Here is a 17972-nt window from a genome sequence, read left to right on the forward strand (position 1 = left end):
GATGACGCAGCCTCTGCTTAGCATCGAAAATCTCTCCATCGCGTTCACTCAGCAAGGTGAAACGCGCGAAGTGGTAAGCGATTTATCCCTGCAAATCCAGGCGGGCGAGACGCTGGCGCTGGTGGGCGAATCCGGCTCTGGCAAAAGCGTCTCGGCACTGTCTGTTCTGCGCCTGCTCCCCTCCCCGCCGGTGGTCTATCCGCAAGGCGATATTCTGTTTCACGGCCAGTCACTGCTTCACGCCGATGAACACACTCTTCGCGGCGTGCGCGGGAATAAAATCGCGATGATTTTCCAGGAGCCGATGGTCTCCCTCAACCCGCTGCATACTCTGGAAAAACAGCTCTACGAGGTGCTTTCCCTGCACCGGGGAATGCGCAAAGAGGCCGCACGCGGCGAGATTCTGGACTGCCTTGAGCGTACCGGGATCCGCAACGCCGCCAGACGCCTGACCGATTTCCCGCATCAGCTGTCGGGCGGTGAGCGCCAGCGTGTGATGATTGCGATGGCGCTGCTGACGCGCCCGGAGCTGCTGATTGCCGATGAGCCGACGACTGCTCTGGATGTCACCGTGCAGGCGCAAATCCTGCAGCTTTTGCGCGAACTGCGCGAAGAGCTGAATATGAGCCTGCTGTTTATCACTCATAACCTCAGCATCGTGAAGAAACTCGCGGATAACGTGGCGGTGATGCAAAACGGTCGCTGTGTGGAGCAGAACACGGCGACCGCCCTGTTCCACGCGCCGCAGCACCCTTACACCCAGCGTTTGCTCGACAGCGAGCCGTCGGGCGATCCCGTCCCGCTGACCGCTGGCAGCAAACCGCTGCTGAACGTCGAAAACCTGGCCGTCGCGTTCCCGGTGCGTAAAGGCATTTTCCGACGCGTGGTGGCGGAGAATACGGTGCTGAAGAACGTCAGCTTTTCTCTGCGTCCAGGCGAAACGCTGGGGCTGGTGGGGGAATCGGGTTCGGGGAAAAGCACTACCGGTCTGGCGCTGTTACGCCTGATTAATTCTCAGGGGATGATTCTGTTCGACGGCAAACCGTTGCACAGCTGGAACCGTCGCCAGATGCTGCCCGTTCGCCCACGGATGCAGGTGGTGTTTCAGGACCCGAACTCGTCTCTCAATCCCCGGCTGAACGTGCTGCAAATCATCGAGGAGGGGTTGCGCGTTCATCAGCCTGCGCTGAGCGCCCGCCAGCGGGAAGAGGAAGTGATTCGGGTGATGCAGGAGGTGGGGCTGGATCCGGAAACGCGCTATCGCTACCCGGCGGCTTTTTCCGGTGGTCAACGCCAGCGCATCGCCATCTCCAGGGCCCTGATCCTGAAACCGGAACTGATTATTCTGGATGAGCCGACATCGTCCCTGGACCGCACCGTGCAGGCGCAGATTCTGGCGCTATTGAAGGGACTCCAGGAAAAGCATCGCCTGGCCTATATTTTTATCAGCCACGATCTGCAGGTGGTGCGGGCGTTATGCCATCAGGTGATAGTGCTGCGACAGGGAGAGGTGGTCGAGCAAGGGGATTGTCAGCGCGTGTTTGCCGCGCCGACGCATGACTACACGCGTCAGCTGTTAGCGCTGCGCTGACGCTCAGAAAGGATGCTGGCCGGAGAACGGCTCGGCGATCGCGACGCCAAAGTTTTTCAGGCGGCAGGTCGCCGCAAATTCATCCTGGCTGTTCACAAACAGGCAGGGTTCGCCTTCACACTCCAGCACGGAGCTGACGACTTCGATATCGGTCAGTGCCTGGCTCAAACGCTCCATCACCGGCCATGCGTTTTCATCGTCCGGGCTGAGCAATTTCAGCGCCACCAGACAGTTATCGCCCTCTTTTCCACTTTGCGGAATCGGTTCAACTTTCGAACCTGCAAAACCCGCCGACCAGCGATAGCTCTGGGGCAAGCGATGGACTATGGAGAGTTGTAATGTATTCACGTTCTTTCCCCGGAAGCCAAAAAAGTCTTCACAATTTATTTACATTTATAGTAACACATCGTTGCTAACCTGCCGTTATTTTCCTGAAAAACCGTTCACAGCCGTATGTTACGGGCTTTAGCGTCTCATTTTTCAGGGCATTATTTAGTGAGTTACAGGCTCGCTTTGGCGGTATATGTACCCGTTTCTGCGATCTAACTCAACCTTTTTAACTACAACGATGTGACTTTTTACATAAATAGATTTTACATAAAAGAAACAAACAAGGGGTAAACAAACGCAGGTTTGGTTGACGCGTATCAAAAAAAGGGGCCGCATTGGCCCCTTTTCTGTTATCAGCTTGCCGTTTTTCGCGGCCGGCTGGCGTAAAGATAGAAGAGAATGGAGCAGGTCGCGCAAAACGCGATTGACCAAATCATCGGCCAGGCGGTGTTAAAGGTCGCCATGGAGAGCAGTGCCCCGACAATCGCACCAATCCCGAAGCGGAAGGTTCCCGCCAGCGATGAGGCCGTCCCCGCCATATGCGGAAACTCATCAAGGATAACGGCCATCGCATTGGATGACACCATTGACACGCAGCCAACAAACGCCGCCACGCCGACCACCAGCGCCCAGAAACCGACGCCAAAGAAGGCGCTGAGCACCATCCAGACAGCCATCACAAACTGGATCCACAGCCCGGCGCGGAACATATTCAGCGCCCCTGCCCGGCGAACAAAGCGGCTGTTAATGATGGTCATCACAAACAGGAACACGATGTTCAGGGCGAAGTAGTAGCCAAAATGCTGCGGCGAAACGTGGTTGATCTCGATGTAAACAAACGGCCCGGCGCTCAGGAATGAGAACATCCCCGCAAAGCTGAAACCGCTCGCCAGCATATAGCTCAGCACACGTTTATGGCGGAACAGTGAGGCGAAGTTGCCGATGGTGGTGCGAATATGAAACTTCTGCCGACGTTCCACCGGCAAGGTTTCGTCAATAAAGAAGAAGATCATCGCCGACGCCAGCAGCGCCGCGATCGCCAGGATCCAGAAGATGGCGTGCCAGCTAAACCACACCAGCACTGCGCCACCGATCATCGGCGCCAGCAGTGGCGCAATGGTAGTGACCAGCATGACGAAGGACATCATGCGCGAGAACTCTTCTTTCGGATAGATATCGCGCATCAGGGCGTTAATCACCACGCTCGCCGCCGCTGCCGCCAGGCCGTGGAAGAATCGCATGATAATCAGATGATCGATGGTCTGCGCCAGCGCACAGGCCACCGCCGCCCCTGCAAACACCAGCGTTCCCCCGAGGATCACCGGCTTGCGGCCAATGCTGTCTGCCATCGGGCCGTACAATAACTGCCCGACAGCGAAACCGAGGATATAGGTACTGAGCGTCATTTGCGCGCTGCCTGCCGGAACGCCAAACTGCGCGGAAATCACCGGCAGTGCGGGCAGGTACATATCGATCGACAGCGGCATCAGCATGGCCAGCAGGCCAAGAATAAATACGATGCTAATTGACGAGTGTGGCCTGGTGGTCACAGTGTGCTCCTGAAATTAGCGGGAAGGCATGCCAACGCTGGCAATCTCTTCTTCCGTCAACGGGCGGTATTCACCGGGTTCAAGCTCGGGATCGAGGGCGATTTCACCAATACGTTCGCGGTGCAGCCCAACCACACGGTTGCCGACGGCGGCGAACATTCGCTTCACCTGATGGTAACGGCCTTCGCTAATGGTCAGACGCACTTCGGTCGGGGTGATCACGTCCAGCTGCGCGGGTTTGGTCAGATCTTTTTCATTATGCAGCTGCACGCCTTTGGTAAACTGCTCGGCGGTATCGTCAGACACCGGTGATTCGAGCGTAACCAGATAGGTCTTTTCGCAGTGATGACGCGGAGACGTAATGCGGTGCGACCACTGGCCGTCGTCGGTCATCAGCACCAGACCGGTGGTATCAATATCCAGACGCCCCGCCGCATGCAGCTTGTGCGCGACAGGTTCATCCAGGAAATAGAGCACCGTCGGGTGATCCGGGTCATCCGTCGAGCACACGTACCCTTCCGGCTTATTGAGCATGAAATAGCGCGGGCCATTCTGCTGGGTCAGCGTGTTGCCGTCGTACTCCACCTCATGTTCTGGCTGGAGTTTGAAAGCGCTCTCTTTCACAATATCGCCATCCACGGTAACGCGGCTGGCGCGAATTTCACGCCCGGCAATAGCGCGGCTTACGCCGAGTTGCTGAGCGATAAACTTATCAAGTCGCATGAAATCTTATAGCCTTTATGGTGCTGGAAGTCGGACAACATGTCCGAAAAATAAGCAGTCAAGAACGGTCCAGTATAGCGGTCTGGTTGCGCCACTCAAGGGAAAAAGTTTCGTGGCATACTATGTGCGTGATAACAAAATCGAGAGCTCATGACTTTTACACTTCGCCCCTATCAGCAGGAAGCCGTTGACGCCACCCTCGCCTGGTTTCGCAAGCACACTGAACCTGCCGCCATCGTCCTGCCCACCGGAGCGGGCAAAAGCCTGGTAATTGCCGAACTGGCACGGCTGGCGCGTGGCCGGGTGTTGGTACTGGCCCACGTCAAAGAGCTGGTAGCGCAAAACCATGCCAAATACTGTGCTCTGGGTCTTGAGGCCGATATCTTCGCCGCCGGGCTGAAACGCAAAGAGAGCCACGGCAAAGTGGTGTTTGGCAGCGTGCAGTCGGTCGCACGAAACCTGGCGCATTTTCGCAGTGAATTCTCACTATTGATTGTCGACGAGTGTCATCGGATCAGCGATGACGATGAGAGCCAGTATCAGCAAATCCTTAATCATCTGAAAACGGTAAACCCGCAGGTTCGCCTGCTGGGGCTGACCGCTACGCCCTTCCGCCTCGGCAAAGGCTGGATCTATCAGTTCCATTATCACGGCATGGTGCGTGGCGACGAAAAAGCCCTGTTCCGCGATTGCATCTATGAGCTGCCCCTGCGCTACATGATTAAGCACGGTTATCTGACACCACCCGAGCGGCTGGATATGCCGGTCGTGCAGTATGATTTCAGCCGCTTGCAGGCCCAGAGTAACGGGCTGTTTAGCGAAGCGGATATGAACCAGGAGCTGAAAAAACAGCAGCGCATCACCCCGCATATCATCAGCCAGATCGAAGAGTTCGCCCAGACGCGCAAAGGGGTGATGATTTTCGCGGCCACCGTCGAGCACGCCAGAGAGATAACCGGCCTGCTTCCGGCCGAAGACGCGGCACTGATCACCGGTGAAACGCCAGGGCCCGAGCGCGACACGCTGATCGACGCCTTTAAAGCACAGCAGTTCCGCTATCTGGTGAATGTCTCGGTGCTGACCACCGGGTTTGACGCCCCGCACGTGGATCTGATTGCGATTTTGCGCCCGACCGAATCCGTCAGCCTGTATCAGCAGATTGTCGGCCGTGGGCTGCGGCTGTCTCCCGGCAAGACCGACTGTCTGATTCTTGATTACGCGGGGAACCCGCACGATCTCTATTCACCGGAAGTGGGTACGCCAAAGGGCAAAAGCGGGAACGTCCCGGTGCAGGTTTTCTGTCCTGGCTGCGGTTTCGCCAATACCTTCTGGGGGAAAACCACTGCCGACGGAACCCTGATCGAGCATTTTGGCCGCCGCTGTCAGGGCTGGTTTGAGGATGATGACGGTCATCGCGAGCAGTGCGATTACCGCTTTCGCTTTAAAAACTGCCCGCAGTGTAACGCCGAAAATGATATTGCTGCGCGGCGCTGTCGCGAATGTGACACGGTGCTGGTCGATCCTGATGACATGCTGAAAGCCGCGCTGAAGCTGAAAGACGCGCTGGTGCTACGCTGCTCGGGCATGGCGCTGCAACCCGGCGCCGACGAGAAAGGCGAATGGCTGAAAATCACCTATTACGATGAGGACGGTGCGGACGTCAGCGAGCGTTTTCGTCTGCATACGCCCGCCCAGCGCACGGCTTTTGAACAGCTGTTTATTCGCCCGCATACCCGCACGCCAGGCGTGCCGTTGCGCTGGATAACGGTCGCCGACATCGTCCATCAGCAGGTATTGTTGCGCCATCCGGATTTTGTCGTCGCGCGCAAAAAAGGCCAATTCTGGCAGGTGCGCGAGAAGGTCTTCGATTACGAAGGGCGTTTCCGTCGGGCCAATGAATTGCGCGGTTAAGGGCACTTTTGATTGATGTGACGGGCGTTTGAGTATAAAATGCCGCCCGCTTCACATCCGTGAGGCAGAACACTCACCTGCTGCTGGGTCGCCTGTAGCAGGACTTATTTACAGAGAGAAATCAATGTTTACTATCAATGCAGAAGTACGTTCTGTGCAGGGTAAGGGTGCGAGCCGCCGCCTGCGCGCAGCTAACAAATTCCCGGCTATCATCTATGGTGGAGATGCTGCTCCAGTAGCAATCGAGATGGACCAGGACAAAGTCTGGAACCAGCAGACTAAAGAAGGTTTCTACACCGAAGTTCTGACTATCGTTATCGATGGCAAAGAAGAAAAAGTGAAAGTTCAGGCTGTTCAGCGTCACCCGTTCAAGCCAAAACTGTCTCACGTCGACTTCGTTCGCGCTTAATCGCCAACAAGTTGAGAAAAACCCCGCATTGCGGGGTTTTTTTATGGCTGTTATTTACCGCCAGACGTACGGCGTTGCAGCTGGTCGCGCAGGTTCGGCGGTGTACCTTTGATGGTTAAGGTGTCCGTCGCCGGGTCCCAGAAAATGCGCTCGCCGAGCAGCATGGCATCGAAGTTCACCGTTAACCCGCCGCCGCTACCGGCAAATTTGGTGAGCTGACGCAGGGTGCTGCGATCCGCCGGGAAGCTCTCTTCCAGCTCGTAGCCTTTATCCGCCGTAAACTCATGGAAGCTGACCTCGCTGACGCCAGAAAGCTCTTTCGACAGCGACTCCAGTTCAATCTCTTCGCCCGCCTGCAGCTGTTCGTTGCAGTAGCTGTAAACCTGCTGACGCACGTTCTGACGCTCGGATTTATCGAGCTGCGCTTCTGCGGTGAAATCATCCACGGCCTGCAGCAGCCCTTTGTTCTGCGCTTTCGCGTTCAGACCTTCGCTGGCGCCGAGGAAGTCCATGAAGAAATCGGCGACTTTGCGGCCCACGCGCCCTTTCAGGAACGTCAGATATCGCGTCGATTCCGGGTTGGTTTCCCATTCGGTCAGATCGATTCGCGCCACGATATCGGCGTGGTTGATATCCAGATAATGTGTGGAGCTGATATCCATCTGCTCGTTGACACGCATGCTGCTCAGATTGCTGAGCACCGTGACCAGCAGGTACTCCACGGCGAGATAGCGGTACTGACAAAACAGTACGATACCGCCGTCTGCGAACGGATATTTTGCCAGCTCGTCACGCAGACGCCCGGTTGCCGCGCGGCTAAACGCCAGAAAATCCTCTTCGCCCTGGCGTTGCAGACGCAGGCTTTCGGCCAGCTCACTCTCGTCGTTGAACATGCCATAGGCTTTATTTTTAGCGCTGTAGACGCGGTGTAGCTCCGCCATCATTTCCGTAACGGTAGGCGTTGGTTCCAGTAACGAATCGCGAAGCACCAGCTCCAGGGTTTGCTCATCACGCTTGATAAGCTGGTGCAAGGCAATCTGGTTGATATCCAGACTCATGATAAACTCTCCTTTAAGACCGGGCGGTATTCAACCACCACCCACGCATGTGTGCAATAGAAGATAAAAAAGGGGAAAAAAAGCTGTTGCTACGGTAATATGTTGCCCTCTCATCAACAAACTGATTTCGATTTATGCCACAACATTCCCGCTATAGTGATGAACACGTTGAACAACTGCTCAGTGAGCTGGTCAACGTACTTGAAAAACATAAAACGCCGACCGATCTCTCCCTGATGGTTCTGGGAAATATGGTCACCAACCTTATCAATACCAGCGTTGCTCCGGCCCAACGTCAGGCGATCGCAAAATCATTCGCCCACGCGTTGCAGTCATCCGTCAGCGACGACCAGGCGCATTAAGGGAAACGAACGACAGTCTATGGTGACGAATCGTCAGCGCTACCGTGAAAAAGTCTCCCAGATGGTTAGCTGGGGGCACTGGTTTGCCTTGTTCAACATTCTGTTGGCCATGGTTCTCGGCAGCCGTTATCTGTTAGTGGCCGACTGGCCGACGACCTTAACCGGGCGCATTTACTCCTGGATAAGCGTTGTCGGGCACTTTAGCTTTTTGGTCTTCGCCACCTATCTGCTGATTCTGTTCCCTCTGACGTTTATCGTGATGTCGCAGAGGCTGATGCGGTTTTTATCCGCAATTCTCGCCACTGTCGGCATGACCCTGCTGCTGATCGACAGCGAAGTTTTCACCCGTTTTCACCTCCATCTCAATCCCATCGTCTGGGAACTGGTGATCAATCCCGACCAGAACGAAACCGCGCGTGACTGGCAGCTGATGTTTATCAGCGTGCCGATTATCCTGCTGATTGAGATGCTGTTTGCCACCTGGAGCTGGCAAAAACTGCGAAGCCTCACCCGCCGTCGCCACTATGCCCAGCCCGTTGCGGCCCTGTTTTTCGTCGCGTTTATCAGCTCCCATATTATGTACATCTGGGCGGATGCGAACTTCTATCGCCCGATTACTATGCAGCGCGCCAACCTGCCGCTCTCCTATCCGATGACGGCACGCCGCTTCCTGGAGAAACACGGCCTGCTGGATGCGCAGGAATATCAGCGCCGTCTGGTGGAACAAGGTAATCCGGAAGCCGTGTCGGTCCAGTATCCGCTGAGCGAGTTGCGTTATCGCGATATGGGTCAGGGCCAGAACGTTCTGCTTATTACCGTCGACGGCCTGAACTACTCCCGTTACGAGAAGCAGATGCCTGCGCTTGCACAGTTTGCCGAGCAGAATATCAACTTCACCCAACATATGAGCTCGGGAAATAACACCGACGCCGGTATTTTTGGTTTGTTCTACGGTATCTCCGCAGGCTATATGGACGGCGTGCTTTCCGCCCGAACGCCTGCGGCGCTGATTACCTCCCTGAACCAACAGGGTTACCAGCTGGGGCTGTTCTCCTCTGACGGTTTCAGTAGCCCGCTCTATCGCCAGGCACTGCTGTCTGATTTCTCACTGCCGCCTGCGCAAAATCAGACTGACGAACAGACTGCCGGCCAGTGGGTAAACTGGCTCAATCGCTACGCGCAAGAAGATAACCGCTGGTTCTCATGGGTGGCCTTCAACGGCACTAACCTTGATGACAGCAATCAAAAAGGCTTTGTCCGTCGCTACAGCCGCGCGGCCGGCAATGTCGACGATCAGATTGCGCGCGTGATTAACGCCCTGCGCGAATCCGGCAAGCTGGACAATACCGTGGTGATTATCACTGCGGGCCACGGCGTGCCGCTGGGCGATGAAGCGACGGACATGAACTGGTCGCGCCCTAACCTGCACGTTCCGCTGGTTGTACACTGGCCGGGCACACCGGCGCAGCGCATCAATATGCTGACAGATCACAAAGATGTGATGACCACGCTGATGCAACGTTTGCTGCACGTCAGCACACCGGCGAATGAGTATTCTCAGGGTCAGGATCTGTTTAGCGCCACGCGTCGCCATAACTGGGTGACGGCAGCCAGCAACAACACCTTGGCAGTGACTACGCCAGCACTGACGCTGGTGCTCAACAGCAACGGCAATTACCAGACGTATAACCTGCAGGGTGAGAAGATTCACGACCAAAAACCGCAGCTGAGCCTGTTGCTACAGGTGCTCACTGACGAGAAACGTTTTATCGCTAACTGATTAATTTTAAATCAGTTAGCGTGGTACACTCTTGCATTCAGAATGCAAACAGGTAGTATCTTTTTCATACGTCGGCACGTAGCGCAGCCTGGTAGCGCATCGTCATGGGGTGGCGAGGGTCGAGAGTTCAAATCTCTCCGTGCCGACCAAAATAGTAAAAAAACCAACCTTTTACGGTTGGTTTTTTTATGCCTGAACATCCGGACTGCTTGACTCTTAAGGGCGTAACCGCGAAGATGCTGTATATAAAAACAGTTATCATGAGGCAGTTATGTTTGTTGAACTCGTTTATGACAAGCGCAACGTTGCAGGTTTACCGGGCGCCAGTGACATCATCCTGAATGAATTAACAAAACGCGTGCACCGGATCTTCCCGGAGGCAGTGGTGAAAGTGAAACCTATGCAGGCGAACGGTTTGAACAGCGATGCCAGCAAAAGCGATCGCGAGAAACTCAACCGCATGCTGGAAGAGATGTTTGAAGAAGCGGATATGTGGATGGTTTCTGAGTAACCCCCCTGCACTTCTTTCTTACGACTATGACCCCTGGCGACTCATCCCAGGGGTCATTAAACAATGCTCACCATTCGTATAGTTGTTTTATGTCGCAGTGTGAGCATGTGATTGCGCGTTTCACAGCTTCTGCGATAATTACTTAAAAACGCCGGGCACCATCATGAATCCCAAAGCTGCCATGCCAATCCACACACTGACGCGTTTTAAACCGCACGCGCAGATTGACCGATTGATCCATCGCTTTCTTCCTCACGCACAGCTTAAACAATTTTCCGCACACCGTATCCTGCATCTTGATAGCCAGGGTGAGCGTCTGTGCTTAATTCTCCTCGAAGGGCTGGTGGATATTTCTCGTATTGATAACGGAACGCTAAAAGGAACGCTGAAAGCGCCCTTTGTGGCCGGAATATCACATCCTGAATATATGGGGAATGCGTTCCGATTGATGAGCGTCACCGCGGTGAATGTCGCTATTTTGCCTTACAAAACCGCCATGACGATCATTAAAGAGCAGAAAATGTGGGAAGATTACAGTAACTATCTTCTCTACATTATGGGCCTGCACTCCGCCTTAAGCCATTACAGTATAGGGCTACGCTCACGGGAGATTATCCGTGACTGTCTGGTTGACTTAATGAACGAAAGTGAGCAATACCGGCTGAAAACAAACTCATGCAAATATATTATGGAAAAAACAGGGCTTTCCCGCAGTGGCGTAATGAGTATTCTGGCTGAAATGAAAAGCGAAAATATCATCGGTATTCAGCGAGGTGTATTGACGTTTATTAACGACACCCCTCGTTAGCCCTTATTTATTGTTTTCTGTCATTAAAAAGGCCATCAATCGATGGCCTTTTAATTTACATTGATTCCCGTTACATATGGAAGCCACCGCCCGCACCCACATGCCCGCCAAAGGCGTGGTCATGCGCATTGTCCGCACCGGTTCCGGTTCCATGTTCGGATTGGGAAGAAGCCGTATTACGGTTATTACCGCCTTTCTTCGCATGCTGGAAAGCACTGTGGAACGGGATACTTACCTGAGTGGATGGGGTCAGCGTCGAAGCCTTAACCACACTTTTATGGCCTGCCGTATCCGTAATCTGGACCTGAGTATCTGGTTTCAGGGTATTTGCCGCGACGTTAATGGTTGCGCCAGTAATGGTTGCGCCAGTGTTTGGGCGCGTCGACGGACCAGAATAGCTGATTACACGCGCTGGTTCCGAATAGGTGGCCGTTCCGGAGCGTTTTACACCGTAATTCGACAGCTCCGCTTCGTGCTGTGCCATCTCCGCTTTCGCCACCGCTGCCGCCTGCTGATCCGCGACACTGCTGTCCAGATGCGTCGCAGGCCCAATCTGATGCGTTGGATAACCCGCAGGATTAGACTCTTTAATGATGCCCGGTGCCATTACCCAGCCCTTGCTGTGGCTGGCAGTGGCAGACGGAGAATTTAAACGCGTTTCAGCGATTTTCGCATCACGTTCAGCATTGGCCTGCGCTTTCTCCGCAGCATCTTTTTGGTTCTGCGCTTCTTGCTCTGCTGCGCGCTGATCGGCATAAGCCTCCGCGCGCATTTGGCCCGCAACATTCATCAGATCACGATCGTCTTGCATTGTAGTGTGAGTCACACTGTGGTTATTGTGAATAACCTGATCGTGGGCTGACTCCACGGCATGCTCAGCTTGAGCGACTTCAGCCTTCGCCTCATCAACTGTCATCGCATGAGCTGAAACAGAAAAAGAATACAGGACCACCAGAGAAATAATTGTTTTTTTCATCACATCACTCACTAAATTTATTCAACAGTAAACCCCGCCTTTAATTAGCGTTACGGGTTTATGATTATTTTCGAAGCCAGAAATGTTTACATTTAATCTTTTACGAAACAGAATTAAATTTGTGTGACAAAGGCTATAGATATTAATAAAGGAAAGCAATTATGCACTCTAATACAATCAATGAAAGTTTTTTATAGGATTGACTTTATTTAATGTATACATAATACGTGTTAATTAATGATATTTTTGACATGCATGAGGTTAACGCAAACGTAACGTTTTAACATTTTCAGAACGATTCAGGCATAAAAAAACCAACCCGAAGGTTGGCTTATTTATCATGGGCGATTATTCAATGCTTATCAGGGCCACCGAGGAAAAAGATCCCCAGCGGAATCGCCAGTAAAATGGTGAAGACCATGCTGTAAACAAAAATCATCGCCGACTGCAGGACGTACATGCTGGTCGTCCACTGTGAGAGCGGAATATTGTACTGCTCAATCACACCGACGATTGTTGCCCGACCGACGCCTGCGGCGGCAATCAGAAACACCACAAACAGCGCCAGTAAAAACTTCCTGCCTTCGGGGGTTTTAAGCTTTGCGCGGACCATGTCTCTCTTTCCTTTACAGATGAATAACATTATTTAACGCTAACCCTAACACGATCTCCCCTTTCATTCCATATCAGCATTTATCTCTGCCATACAACCACAAAAGCAGTGTGATCAACCGAGTGAAATCAAAATATAGGTAAATCCCACCAGGCAGACGTCTGCACTATGCTAATCTTGCATCGATTGTTTGACATAAAAGGAATGACTGTGAAAAACACACCTAAATTTGCCATCGCCCTTCTGGCTGCTGCCTGCATGAGCACCAGCGCCTTCGCAAGCGAAACGCCGAAAGCGCAGCCTCTGGAAAAGATTGCGCCGTACCCGCAGGCGGAAAAAGGCATGAAGCGTCAGGTTATCCAGCTCCCGGCTCAGGAAGATGAGTCTGCGTTTAAAGTAGAACTGCTGATTGGACAGAACCTGGAAGTGGACTGCAATCGTCATCGCCTTGGCGGCAAACTGGAAAGCAAAACCCTGGAAGGCTGGGGCTACGACTATTACGTCTTCGATAACGTGACGTCGCCGGTTTCCACGATGATGGCCTGCCCGGACGGGGAAAAAACGCAGCAGTTCGTGACAGCGTATCTTGGCGATAACAGCCTGCTGCGCTACAACAGCAAATTACCGATTGTGGTTTACACGCCCGAGAATATCGACGTGAAATACCGCGTCTGGAAAGCCGACGAGAATGTCGAAAACGCAGTCGTGCGTTAAAAAAAAGCCGGGTAGTGATACCCGGCTTTTTTGTCCTTCATAGTATTTACAGCGCGATATCCGCGACCGGTTTAGATTCCGGCTGTGGTTTTGCCTGCGGTTGCGCCTGCGGTGCCACATCTGCTGCCTGCGGTTTTTCGTATTTGAGCTGCAGAACACCGCTGGTGTACTCCAGCTCTTGTTCCGTCGCTGCCACGTTACCGTTCAGTTTGGTGCCATAAGACGGAATAATGTTTTTCAGCTTCGCCTGCCATTCCGGGCTGGCAACTTTATCTTTAAACACTTTTTCCATCAGATGCAGCATGATCGGTGCCGCAGTGGATGCTCCCGGCGATGCGCCCAGCAGCGCGGCAATGGTCCCGTCTTTGTCGCTCACGACTTCCGTACCCAGACGCAGAACGCCGCCCTCTTTCGGATCGCGCTTGATGATCTGCACGCGCTGACCCGCCTGCCATAAACGCCAGTCGGCTTTCTTCGCCTGCGGGTAGTACTCTTGCAGGGCAGCAAAACGGTCGTCATCGGAGAGCATCACCTGGCTAATCAGGTATTTCACCAGATCAAAGTTATCCAGGCCCACATCCACCATCGGCATAAAGTTCGAGGTCGTAGTGGAACTCAGCAGATCCCACAGGGAGCCGTTTTTCAGGAATTTCGTGGAGAAGGTCGCAAACGGCCCAAACAGCACCACGCGTTTGCCGTCCAGAATACGGGTGTCGATATGCGGAACAGACATCGGCGGGGCGCCAACGGAGGCCTGACCATACACTTTCGCCAGATGACGGTTCACCACTTCCGGGTTATCAGAGACCAGGAACTGGCCGCCAACCGGGAAGCCCGCGTAGTCGTCGGCTTCCGGAATACCGGACTCCTGCAACAGTTTCAGCGCAGCGCCACCGGCCCCGATAAAGACGAACTTCGCCTTGATCACGTGCTCGGCTTCATTGTTTTTCAGATCGGCGACGGTCACGCTCCAGCTGTTATCCGCGTTACGCTTAAAGCCGCGCACTTCGGTGCTTACCTGCAGTTTGAAGTTGTCTTTCTTCTGCAATGCGCCCACCAGCTGACGGGTGATTTCGCCGTAGTTCACGTCGGTCCCGATTTCAGTACGGGTCGCGGCCACTTTCTGATTCGGGTCACGCCCTTCCATCACCAGCGGCGCCCACTCTTTGATCTGCGCATGATCTTCGGAATATTTCATGCCACGGAACAGGCTGCTCTGCTGCAACGCGGCGTAGCGCGCGCGCAGGAAGTTGACGTTGTCGTCGCCCCACACAAAGCTCATGTGCGGAACGGTATTAATAAAGGAGTGCGGGTCGTGCATCACACCGCTGTTCACCTGATGTGACCAGAACTGGCGGGAGATCTGGAAGGCTTCGTTGATCTCAACCGCCTTCTCGATACTAATGGAACCGTCCTTTTTCTGCGGCGTATAGTTCAGTTCCATGAGTGCCGAGTGGCCCGTACCGGCGTTGTTCCAGCCGTTCGAACTCTCCTGCGCCACGCCGTCGAGGCGCTCAACCATGGTCATCGACCAGTCTGGCTGTAATTCCTGTAAATAGGTGCCCAGCGTGGCGCTCATAATGCCGCCGCCAATTAAAAGGACGTCCGTTTCCTGCTCTTTAGGCGTATCTGCTTTCGCCGCCATTGAGATGGCGCTCAGCCCTACGGCCATAGAAAAGAGCATGGCAGTCATTTTTTTCATCATTTATGCCTTACTTGTAGTCGTGCTTTTTACGTGGAAATTGCAGGTGAAATAAGCTGCGGGGGAACGTTAACAATTTTTAAACATTGTTTAAAGGTTAAGAAATTATTGTAATTGTGAAATTAAATGTTTGAATAATTGTGTGGGTATCAGGATTGCTGGCTGGCACCGCGCGGCTTTTCTGGCTACTATGCTGCACTTTGTGATCGCGCGCACGGAAGCCTGCCCTAACCTGCGAATAGCTATGTCATTACCACACACTTCTGCCCTGACGCCTGACGATGGTCGCGTCTCGAGCGTACTGCGCTCACCTAAAATGTTGATGCGCGAAACCTTAGCCGGCGTGATTACCGCCCTGGCGCTTATCCCCGAAGTGATCTCGTTTTCCGTGGTCGCCGGAGTGGACCCGAAGGTGAGTCTTATCGCCTCGGTGGTGCTCTGTCTGGCGATGTCCTTTTTAGGCGGCCGTCCGGCGATGGTTACCGCTGCTGCCGGTTCCGTCGCCCTGGTGATCGGCCCAATGGTGCATCTGCACGGGGTTCAGTATATTTTGCCTGCCGTGATCCTCGCCGGTCTCATTCAGATCCTGTTTGGCGTGCTCGGCATGGCGCGTCTGATGCGCTTTATACCCCAGTCGGTGATGACCGGGTTTGTGAATGCCCTCGGCATTTTGATTTTCTTTGCCCAGGTGCCCCATTTCTGGACCAAAAGCCCGCTGATCGTCGGCCTGTTTGTGCTGACGCTGCTGATAGTCCTGTGGGCGCCTCGGTTTATCAAAAGCGTTCCCTCCCCGCTTATCGCCATTGTCGTTTTAACCCTCTTTACCGTGACCAGCGGGCAGATTCTGCCGACCGTCGGCGACGAAGGCTCCATGAGCGGTGGGCTGCCGGGTCTGACACAGCTGCTGGTGCCGCTGAACCTGCACACCCTGAGCATTATCTGGCCCTGCGCGCTCAGCATCGCCTTTGTCGGTCTGATGGAATCGTTGCTGACGGCAAAACTGGTGGATGAACTCACCCTGACGCCGTCGAGTAAACGCCGGGAGAGCATCGGGCTGGGGGTTGCGAATATGATGTCCGGCTTTTACGGCGGTATCGCCGGTTGCGCAATGATCGGGCAAACCATCGTTAACGTGGAGATGGGGAAAGGACGCAGCCGCATATCTACGCTGGCGGCGGGTGTGGTTCTGCTGATTCTGGTCACCGGCTTGAGCGAAGTCATGGCGCAGATTCCGATGGCGGTGCTGGCCGGGATTATGGCGATTGTGGCGTTCAAGACCTTCAACTGGCACAGCATTCAGCCGGGAACCGTGAAAGACGCGCCGATTGCTGAAACCCTGGTCATGGTGGTGACCGTTGCGGCCACCGTCTCAACCGGCAATCTGGCGATTGGCGTACTGGGCGGGATCATCGTGATGGTGATAATCCCGGCCCGACTGAAGCGCAAGCACGCGGCTACAGCAGGAAAATCGTCGCCAGACCAAGGAAAATAAAGAAGCCGCCGGTATCGGTAATGGCGGTGATCATCACGCTCGACCCCACCGCGGGGTCGCGCCCGAAGCGGGTCATCGTCAGCGGAATGATCACCCCCATCATCGATGCCACCAGCAGGTTGAGCACCATCGCCAGCATCATCACGCCACCCAGCGCCATATCGTCATACAACCACCAGGTGATGCCGCCCATAATCCCGCCCCATACCAGGCCGTTAATCAGCGCCACACCCATCTCCCTGAAGATCAGGAACGTAAAGTTGCCGGGCTGGATTTTCTCCAGCGCCAGGGCGCGCACGATCATGGTGATGGTTTGATTCCCGGTGTTACCGCCAATCCCTGCCACGATTGGCATCAGAGAGGCCAGCGCCACCAGCTGTGAAATCGTGTGTTCAAAGCCGTCGATCACCCGGGAGGCAATAAAAGCGGTGCAGAGGTTAATCGCCAGCCACGCCCAGCGCGTTTTGACCGCTTTGCCGACGGAGGCATGGACGTCATCTTCGGCGCTCAAACCGCCTAACGCGCGCAGATCGTTGTCGGTCTCTTCGTAGACCACGTCAACGATTTCATCGATCGTCACGCGGCCCATCAGTTTGCCAACGGAATCCACAACTGCGGCGCTGATCAGGTTGTCACGTTCGAAGGTACGCGCCGCCTTTTCAGCGTCATCTTCCGGGGAGAAGACCATTGGCTCGTTATTCATCACCTCACTCACCCGACGCTGTGCATCGTTGAGCAGGATGGATTGCAGCGAAAGCTCGCCAAGCAGGGTTTTGTCGCGCGCCGTGACAAACAGCTTATCGGTGTTTTCCGGCATTTTCCCTTTGCGGCGCAAATAGCGCTGCACGGTGGCCAGCGTAACGTCCGGGCGCACCATGATCACCTCGAACTCCATGATCGCGCCGACGCTGTCCTGAGCGAAGTCCATTACCTGGCGTACGCGAGCACGCTCTTCCGCCGGCAGCGATGCCAGCAGGCGGCCCGTCAGGTTACGCGGCAGGTGTTGAACCAGGTAGATCTGCTCGTCAATATCCAGCGTCTGCACGGCATCAAGCAGTTCGCGGTCGCTCATATCATCGATGAGATCGTCCCAGACGTTCTCCGAGGCCTCGAGGAGTACCTGACCACGCTCATGATCCTGCACCAGTCGCCACAGAGCGTGACGCTCTTCTGAAGGGAGAGACTCGAGGGTATCCGCCAGGTCCGGCGGTGGCAGATGGGCAACCAGCGCCCCTACCTCAGCAATATCGTCGGACAAGGTACCGACGTCATATTGCTCAGCCAGGGTTAATTTTCCGAGTAACGCCGACGTGACCGCTTTATCAGTGGTCAGAAGCCAGATAAGTCGGGCACGCTCCTGATCGCGCAGCCTTGCGCTGTTTTTGTTTATCAACGACATCAATCATAAATCCATGAAATAAGGTGATATCAAGCATAGCGTG

At 54.4% G+C, this 17972-nt stretch carries 17 protein-coding genes and 1 tRNA gene; 10 read left to right on the forward strand and 8 right to left on the reverse strand.

The features are described from left to right. Window position 1 precedes the first annotated feature (1 nt). Window positions 2-1591, forward strand: coding sequence for a microcin C ABC transporter ATP-binding protein YejF (yejF, locus tag ABIE11_RS06675; RefSeq protein ID WP_429184176.1), 1590 nt, complete (start codon window positions 2-4; stop codon window positions 1589-1591). A gap of 3 nt (window positions 1592-1594) precedes the next feature. Here yejF and ABIE11_RS06680 read toward each other — a convergent pair whose 3' ends face one another. From ABIE11_RS06680 to rsuA, 3 genes are all read right to left on the reverse strand, one after another. Then, window positions 1595-1939 (reverse strand): YejG family protein, encoded by a 345-nt coding sequence (locus ABIE11_RS06680; protein WP_100779500.1) that lies wholly within the window; start codon window positions 1937-1939, stop codon window positions 1595-1597. 335 nt (window positions 1940-2274) lie between these two features. After that, window positions 2275-3471, reverse strand: a complete 1197-nt coding sequence (locus ABIE11_RS06685; protein WP_100779499.1) for a Bcr/CflA family multidrug efflux MFS transporter — start codon at window positions 3469-3471, stop codon at window positions 2275-2277. Window positions 3472-3486: 15 nt separating this feature from the next. Beyond that, window positions 3487-4194 carry a 16S rRNA pseudouridine(516) synthase RsuA gene (rsuA, locus tag ABIE11_RS06690; RefSeq protein ID WP_102104877.1) on the reverse strand — a complete coding sequence of 236 codons (708 nt, stop codon included), beginning with the start codon at window positions 4192-4194 and terminating at the stop codon, window positions 3487-3489. A gap of 150 nt (window positions 4195-4344) precedes the next feature. On the opposite strand from rsuA, the gene ABIE11_RS06695 reads away from it, so the two are divergent. Beyond that, window positions 4345-6105: a DEAD/DEAH box helicase gene (locus ABIE11_RS06695; RefSeq protein ID WP_429184177.1), complete on the forward strand. Its 1761-nt coding sequence runs from the start codon at window positions 4345-4347 to the stop codon at window positions 6103-6105. 124 nt (window positions 6106-6229) lie between these two features. Continuing rightward, on the forward strand, window positions 6230-6514 hold the full coding sequence (gene rplY, locus ABIE11_RS06700; RefSeq protein WP_100779496.1) for a 50S ribosomal protein L25: 285 nt from the start codon (window positions 6230-6232) through the stop codon (window positions 6512-6514). Between the two features lie 50 nt (window positions 6515-6564). Here the strand turns inward: rplY and yejK are convergent, their stop codons facing one another. Then, on the reverse strand, window positions 6565-7572 hold the full coding sequence (gene yejK / locus ABIE11_RS06705) for a nucleoid-associated protein YejK (protein ID WP_100779495.1): 1008 nt from the start codon (window positions 7570-7572) through the stop codon (window positions 6565-6567). A gap of 134 nt (window positions 7573-7706) precedes the next feature. On the opposite strand from yejK, the gene ABIE11_RS06710 reads away from it, so the two are divergent. The 5 genes from ABIE11_RS06710 to ABIE11_RS06730 all read left to right on the forward strand — a co-directional run bounded on the left by ABIE11_RS06710 (window position 7707) and on the right by ABIE11_RS06730 (window position 11033). Then, window positions 7707-7934: a YejL family protein gene (locus tag ABIE11_RS06710; RefSeq protein WP_100779494.1), complete on the forward strand. Its 228-nt coding sequence runs from the start codon at window positions 7707-7709 to the stop codon at window positions 7932-7934. A gap of 19 nt (window positions 7935-7953) precedes the next feature. Beyond that, window positions 7954-9714: an LPS biosynthesis-modulating metalloenzyme YejM gene (yejM, locus tag ABIE11_RS06715; protein ID WP_107703207.1), complete on the forward strand. Its 1761-nt coding sequence runs from the start codon at window positions 7954-7956 to the stop codon at window positions 9712-9714. A 72-nt stretch (window positions 9715-9786) separates the two neighbouring features. Further along, window positions 9787-9863: transfer RNA gene (locus ABIE11_RS06720), tRNA-Pro, on the forward strand. A 122-nt stretch (window positions 9864-9985) separates the two neighbouring features. Next, window positions 9986-10225 (forward strand): DinI family protein, encoded by a 240-nt coding sequence (locus ABIE11_RS06725; RefSeq protein WP_100779492.1) that lies wholly within the window; start codon window positions 9986-9988, stop codon window positions 10223-10225. A 163-nt stretch (window positions 10226-10388) separates the two neighbouring features. Continuing rightward, window positions 10389-11033: a helix-turn-helix domain-containing protein gene (locus tag ABIE11_RS06730; RefSeq protein ID WP_107703206.1), complete on the forward strand. Its 645-nt coding sequence runs from the start codon at window positions 10389-10391 to the stop codon at window positions 11031-11033. 70 nt (window positions 11034-11103) lie between these two features. Here the strand turns inward: ABIE11_RS06730 and ABIE11_RS06735 are convergent, their stop codons facing one another. Together ABIE11_RS06735 and ABIE11_RS06740 are read right to left on the reverse strand one after the other, a co-directional pair. Next, on the reverse strand, window positions 11104-12009 hold the full coding sequence (locus ABIE11_RS06735) for a hypothetical protein (protein ID WP_429184178.1): 906 nt from the start codon (window positions 12007-12009) through the stop codon (window positions 11104-11106). Window positions 12010-12361: 352 nt separating this feature from the next. Then, window positions 12362-12622, reverse strand: coding sequence for a DUF2534 family protein (locus tag ABIE11_RS06740; protein ID WP_100779489.1), 261 nt, complete (start codon window positions 12620-12622; stop codon window positions 12362-12364). 204 nt (window positions 12623-12826) lie between these two features. On the opposite strand from ABIE11_RS06740, the gene eco reads away from it, so the two are divergent. Next, window positions 12827-13336 carry a serine protease inhibitor ecotin gene (eco, locus tag ABIE11_RS06745; RefSeq protein ID WP_429184179.1) on the forward strand — a complete coding sequence of 170 codons (510 nt, stop codon included), beginning with the start codon at window positions 12827-12829 and terminating at the stop codon, window positions 13334-13336. 46 nt (window positions 13337-13382) lie between these two features. On the opposite strand, the gene mqo is transcribed toward eco, so the two are convergent. Beyond that, window positions 13383-15038 (reverse strand): malate dehydrogenase (quinone), encoded by a 1656-nt coding sequence (gene mqo / locus ABIE11_RS06750; RefSeq protein WP_102104882.1) that lies wholly within the window; start codon window positions 15036-15038, stop codon window positions 13383-13385. A 190-nt stretch (window positions 15039-15228) separates the two neighbouring features. On the opposite strand from mqo, the gene ABIE11_RS06755 reads away from it, so the two are divergent. Continuing rightward, complete coding sequence (locus ABIE11_RS06755; RefSeq protein WP_429184281.1) at window positions 15229-16530, forward strand: SulP family inorganic anion transporter; 1302 nt, start codon at window positions 15229-15231, stop codon at window positions 16528-16530. On the opposite strand, the gene mgtE is transcribed toward ABIE11_RS06755, so the two are convergent. Then, the gene (mgtE, locus tag ABIE11_RS06760; RefSeq protein ID WP_102104884.1) at window positions 16493-17929 is read right to left on the reverse strand and encodes a magnesium transporter; all 1437 of its coding nucleotides are present in this window, start codon (window positions 17927-17929) and stop codon (window positions 16493-16495) included. The genes ABIE11_RS06755 and mgtE overlap by 38 nt on opposite strands. Window positions 17930-17972 lie beyond the last annotated feature (43 nt).

The sequence above is a fragment of the Lelliottia sp. 489 genome (assembly GCF_050435885.1).
In the GTDB taxonomy this organism is placed as follows: domain Bacteria; phylum Pseudomonadota; class Gammaproteobacteria; order Enterobacterales; family Enterobacteriaceae; genus Enterobacter; species Enterobacter nimipressuralis.

Bases quoted from the DNA above. Each gene is read 5' to 3' on its own strand.
- ABIE11_RS06735 (WP_429184178.1), bottom strand. From the start codon at position 12,009: ATGAAAAAAACAATTATTTCTCTGGTGGTCCTGTATTCTTTTTCTGTT.
- ABIE11_RS06725 (WP_100779492.1), top strand. From the start codon at position 9,986: ATGTTTGTTGAACTCGTTTATGACAAGCGCAACGTTGCAGGTTTACCG.
- yejF (WP_429184176.1), top strand. From the start codon at position 2: ATGACGCAGCCTCTGCTTAGCATCGAAAATCTCTCCATCGCGTTCACT.
- ABIE11_RS06695 (WP_429184177.1), top strand. From the start codon at position 4,345: ATGACTTTTACACTTCGCCCCTATCAGCAGGAAGCCGTTGACGCCACC.
- ABIE11_RS06730 (WP_107703206.1), top strand. From the start codon at position 10,389: ATGAATCCCAAAGCTGCCATGCCAATCCACACACTGACGCGTTTTAAA.
- yejK (WP_100779495.1), bottom strand. From the start codon at position 7,572: ATGAGTCTGGATATCAACCAGATTGCCTTGCACCAGCTTATCAAGCGT.
- ABIE11_RS06740 (WP_100779489.1), bottom strand. From the start codon at position 12,622: ATGGTCCGCGCAAAGCTTAAAACCCCCGAAGGCAGGAAGTTTTTACTG.
- ABIE11_RS06710 (WP_100779494.1), top strand. From the start codon at position 7,707: ATGCCACAACATTCCCGCTATAGTGATGAACACGTTGAACAACTGCTC.
- mqo (WP_102104882.1), bottom strand. From the start codon at position 15,038: ATGAAAAAAATGACTGCCATGCTCTTTTCTATGGCCGTAGGGCTGAGC.
- ABIE11_RS06755 (WP_429184281.1), top strand. From the start codon at position 15,229: ATGCTGCACTTTGTGATCGCGCGCACGGAAGCCTGCCCTAACCTGCGA.
- eco (WP_429184179.1), top strand. From the start codon at position 12,827: ATGACTGTGAAAAACACACCTAAATTTGCCATCGCCCTTCTGGCTGCT.
- yejM (WP_107703207.1), top strand. From the start codon at position 7,954: ATGGTGACGAATCGTCAGCGCTACCGTGAAAAAGTCTCCCAGATGGTT.
- mgtE (WP_102104884.1), bottom strand. From the start codon at position 17,929: ATGTCGTTGATAAACAAAAACAGCGCAAGGCTGCGCGATCAGGAGCGT.
- rsuA (WP_102104877.1), bottom strand. From the start codon at position 4,194: ATGCGACTTGATAAGTTTATCGCTCAGCAACTCGGCGTAAGCCGCGCT.
- rplY (WP_100779496.1), top strand. From the start codon at position 6,230: ATGTTTACTATCAATGCAGAAGTACGTTCTGTGCAGGGTAAGGGTGCG.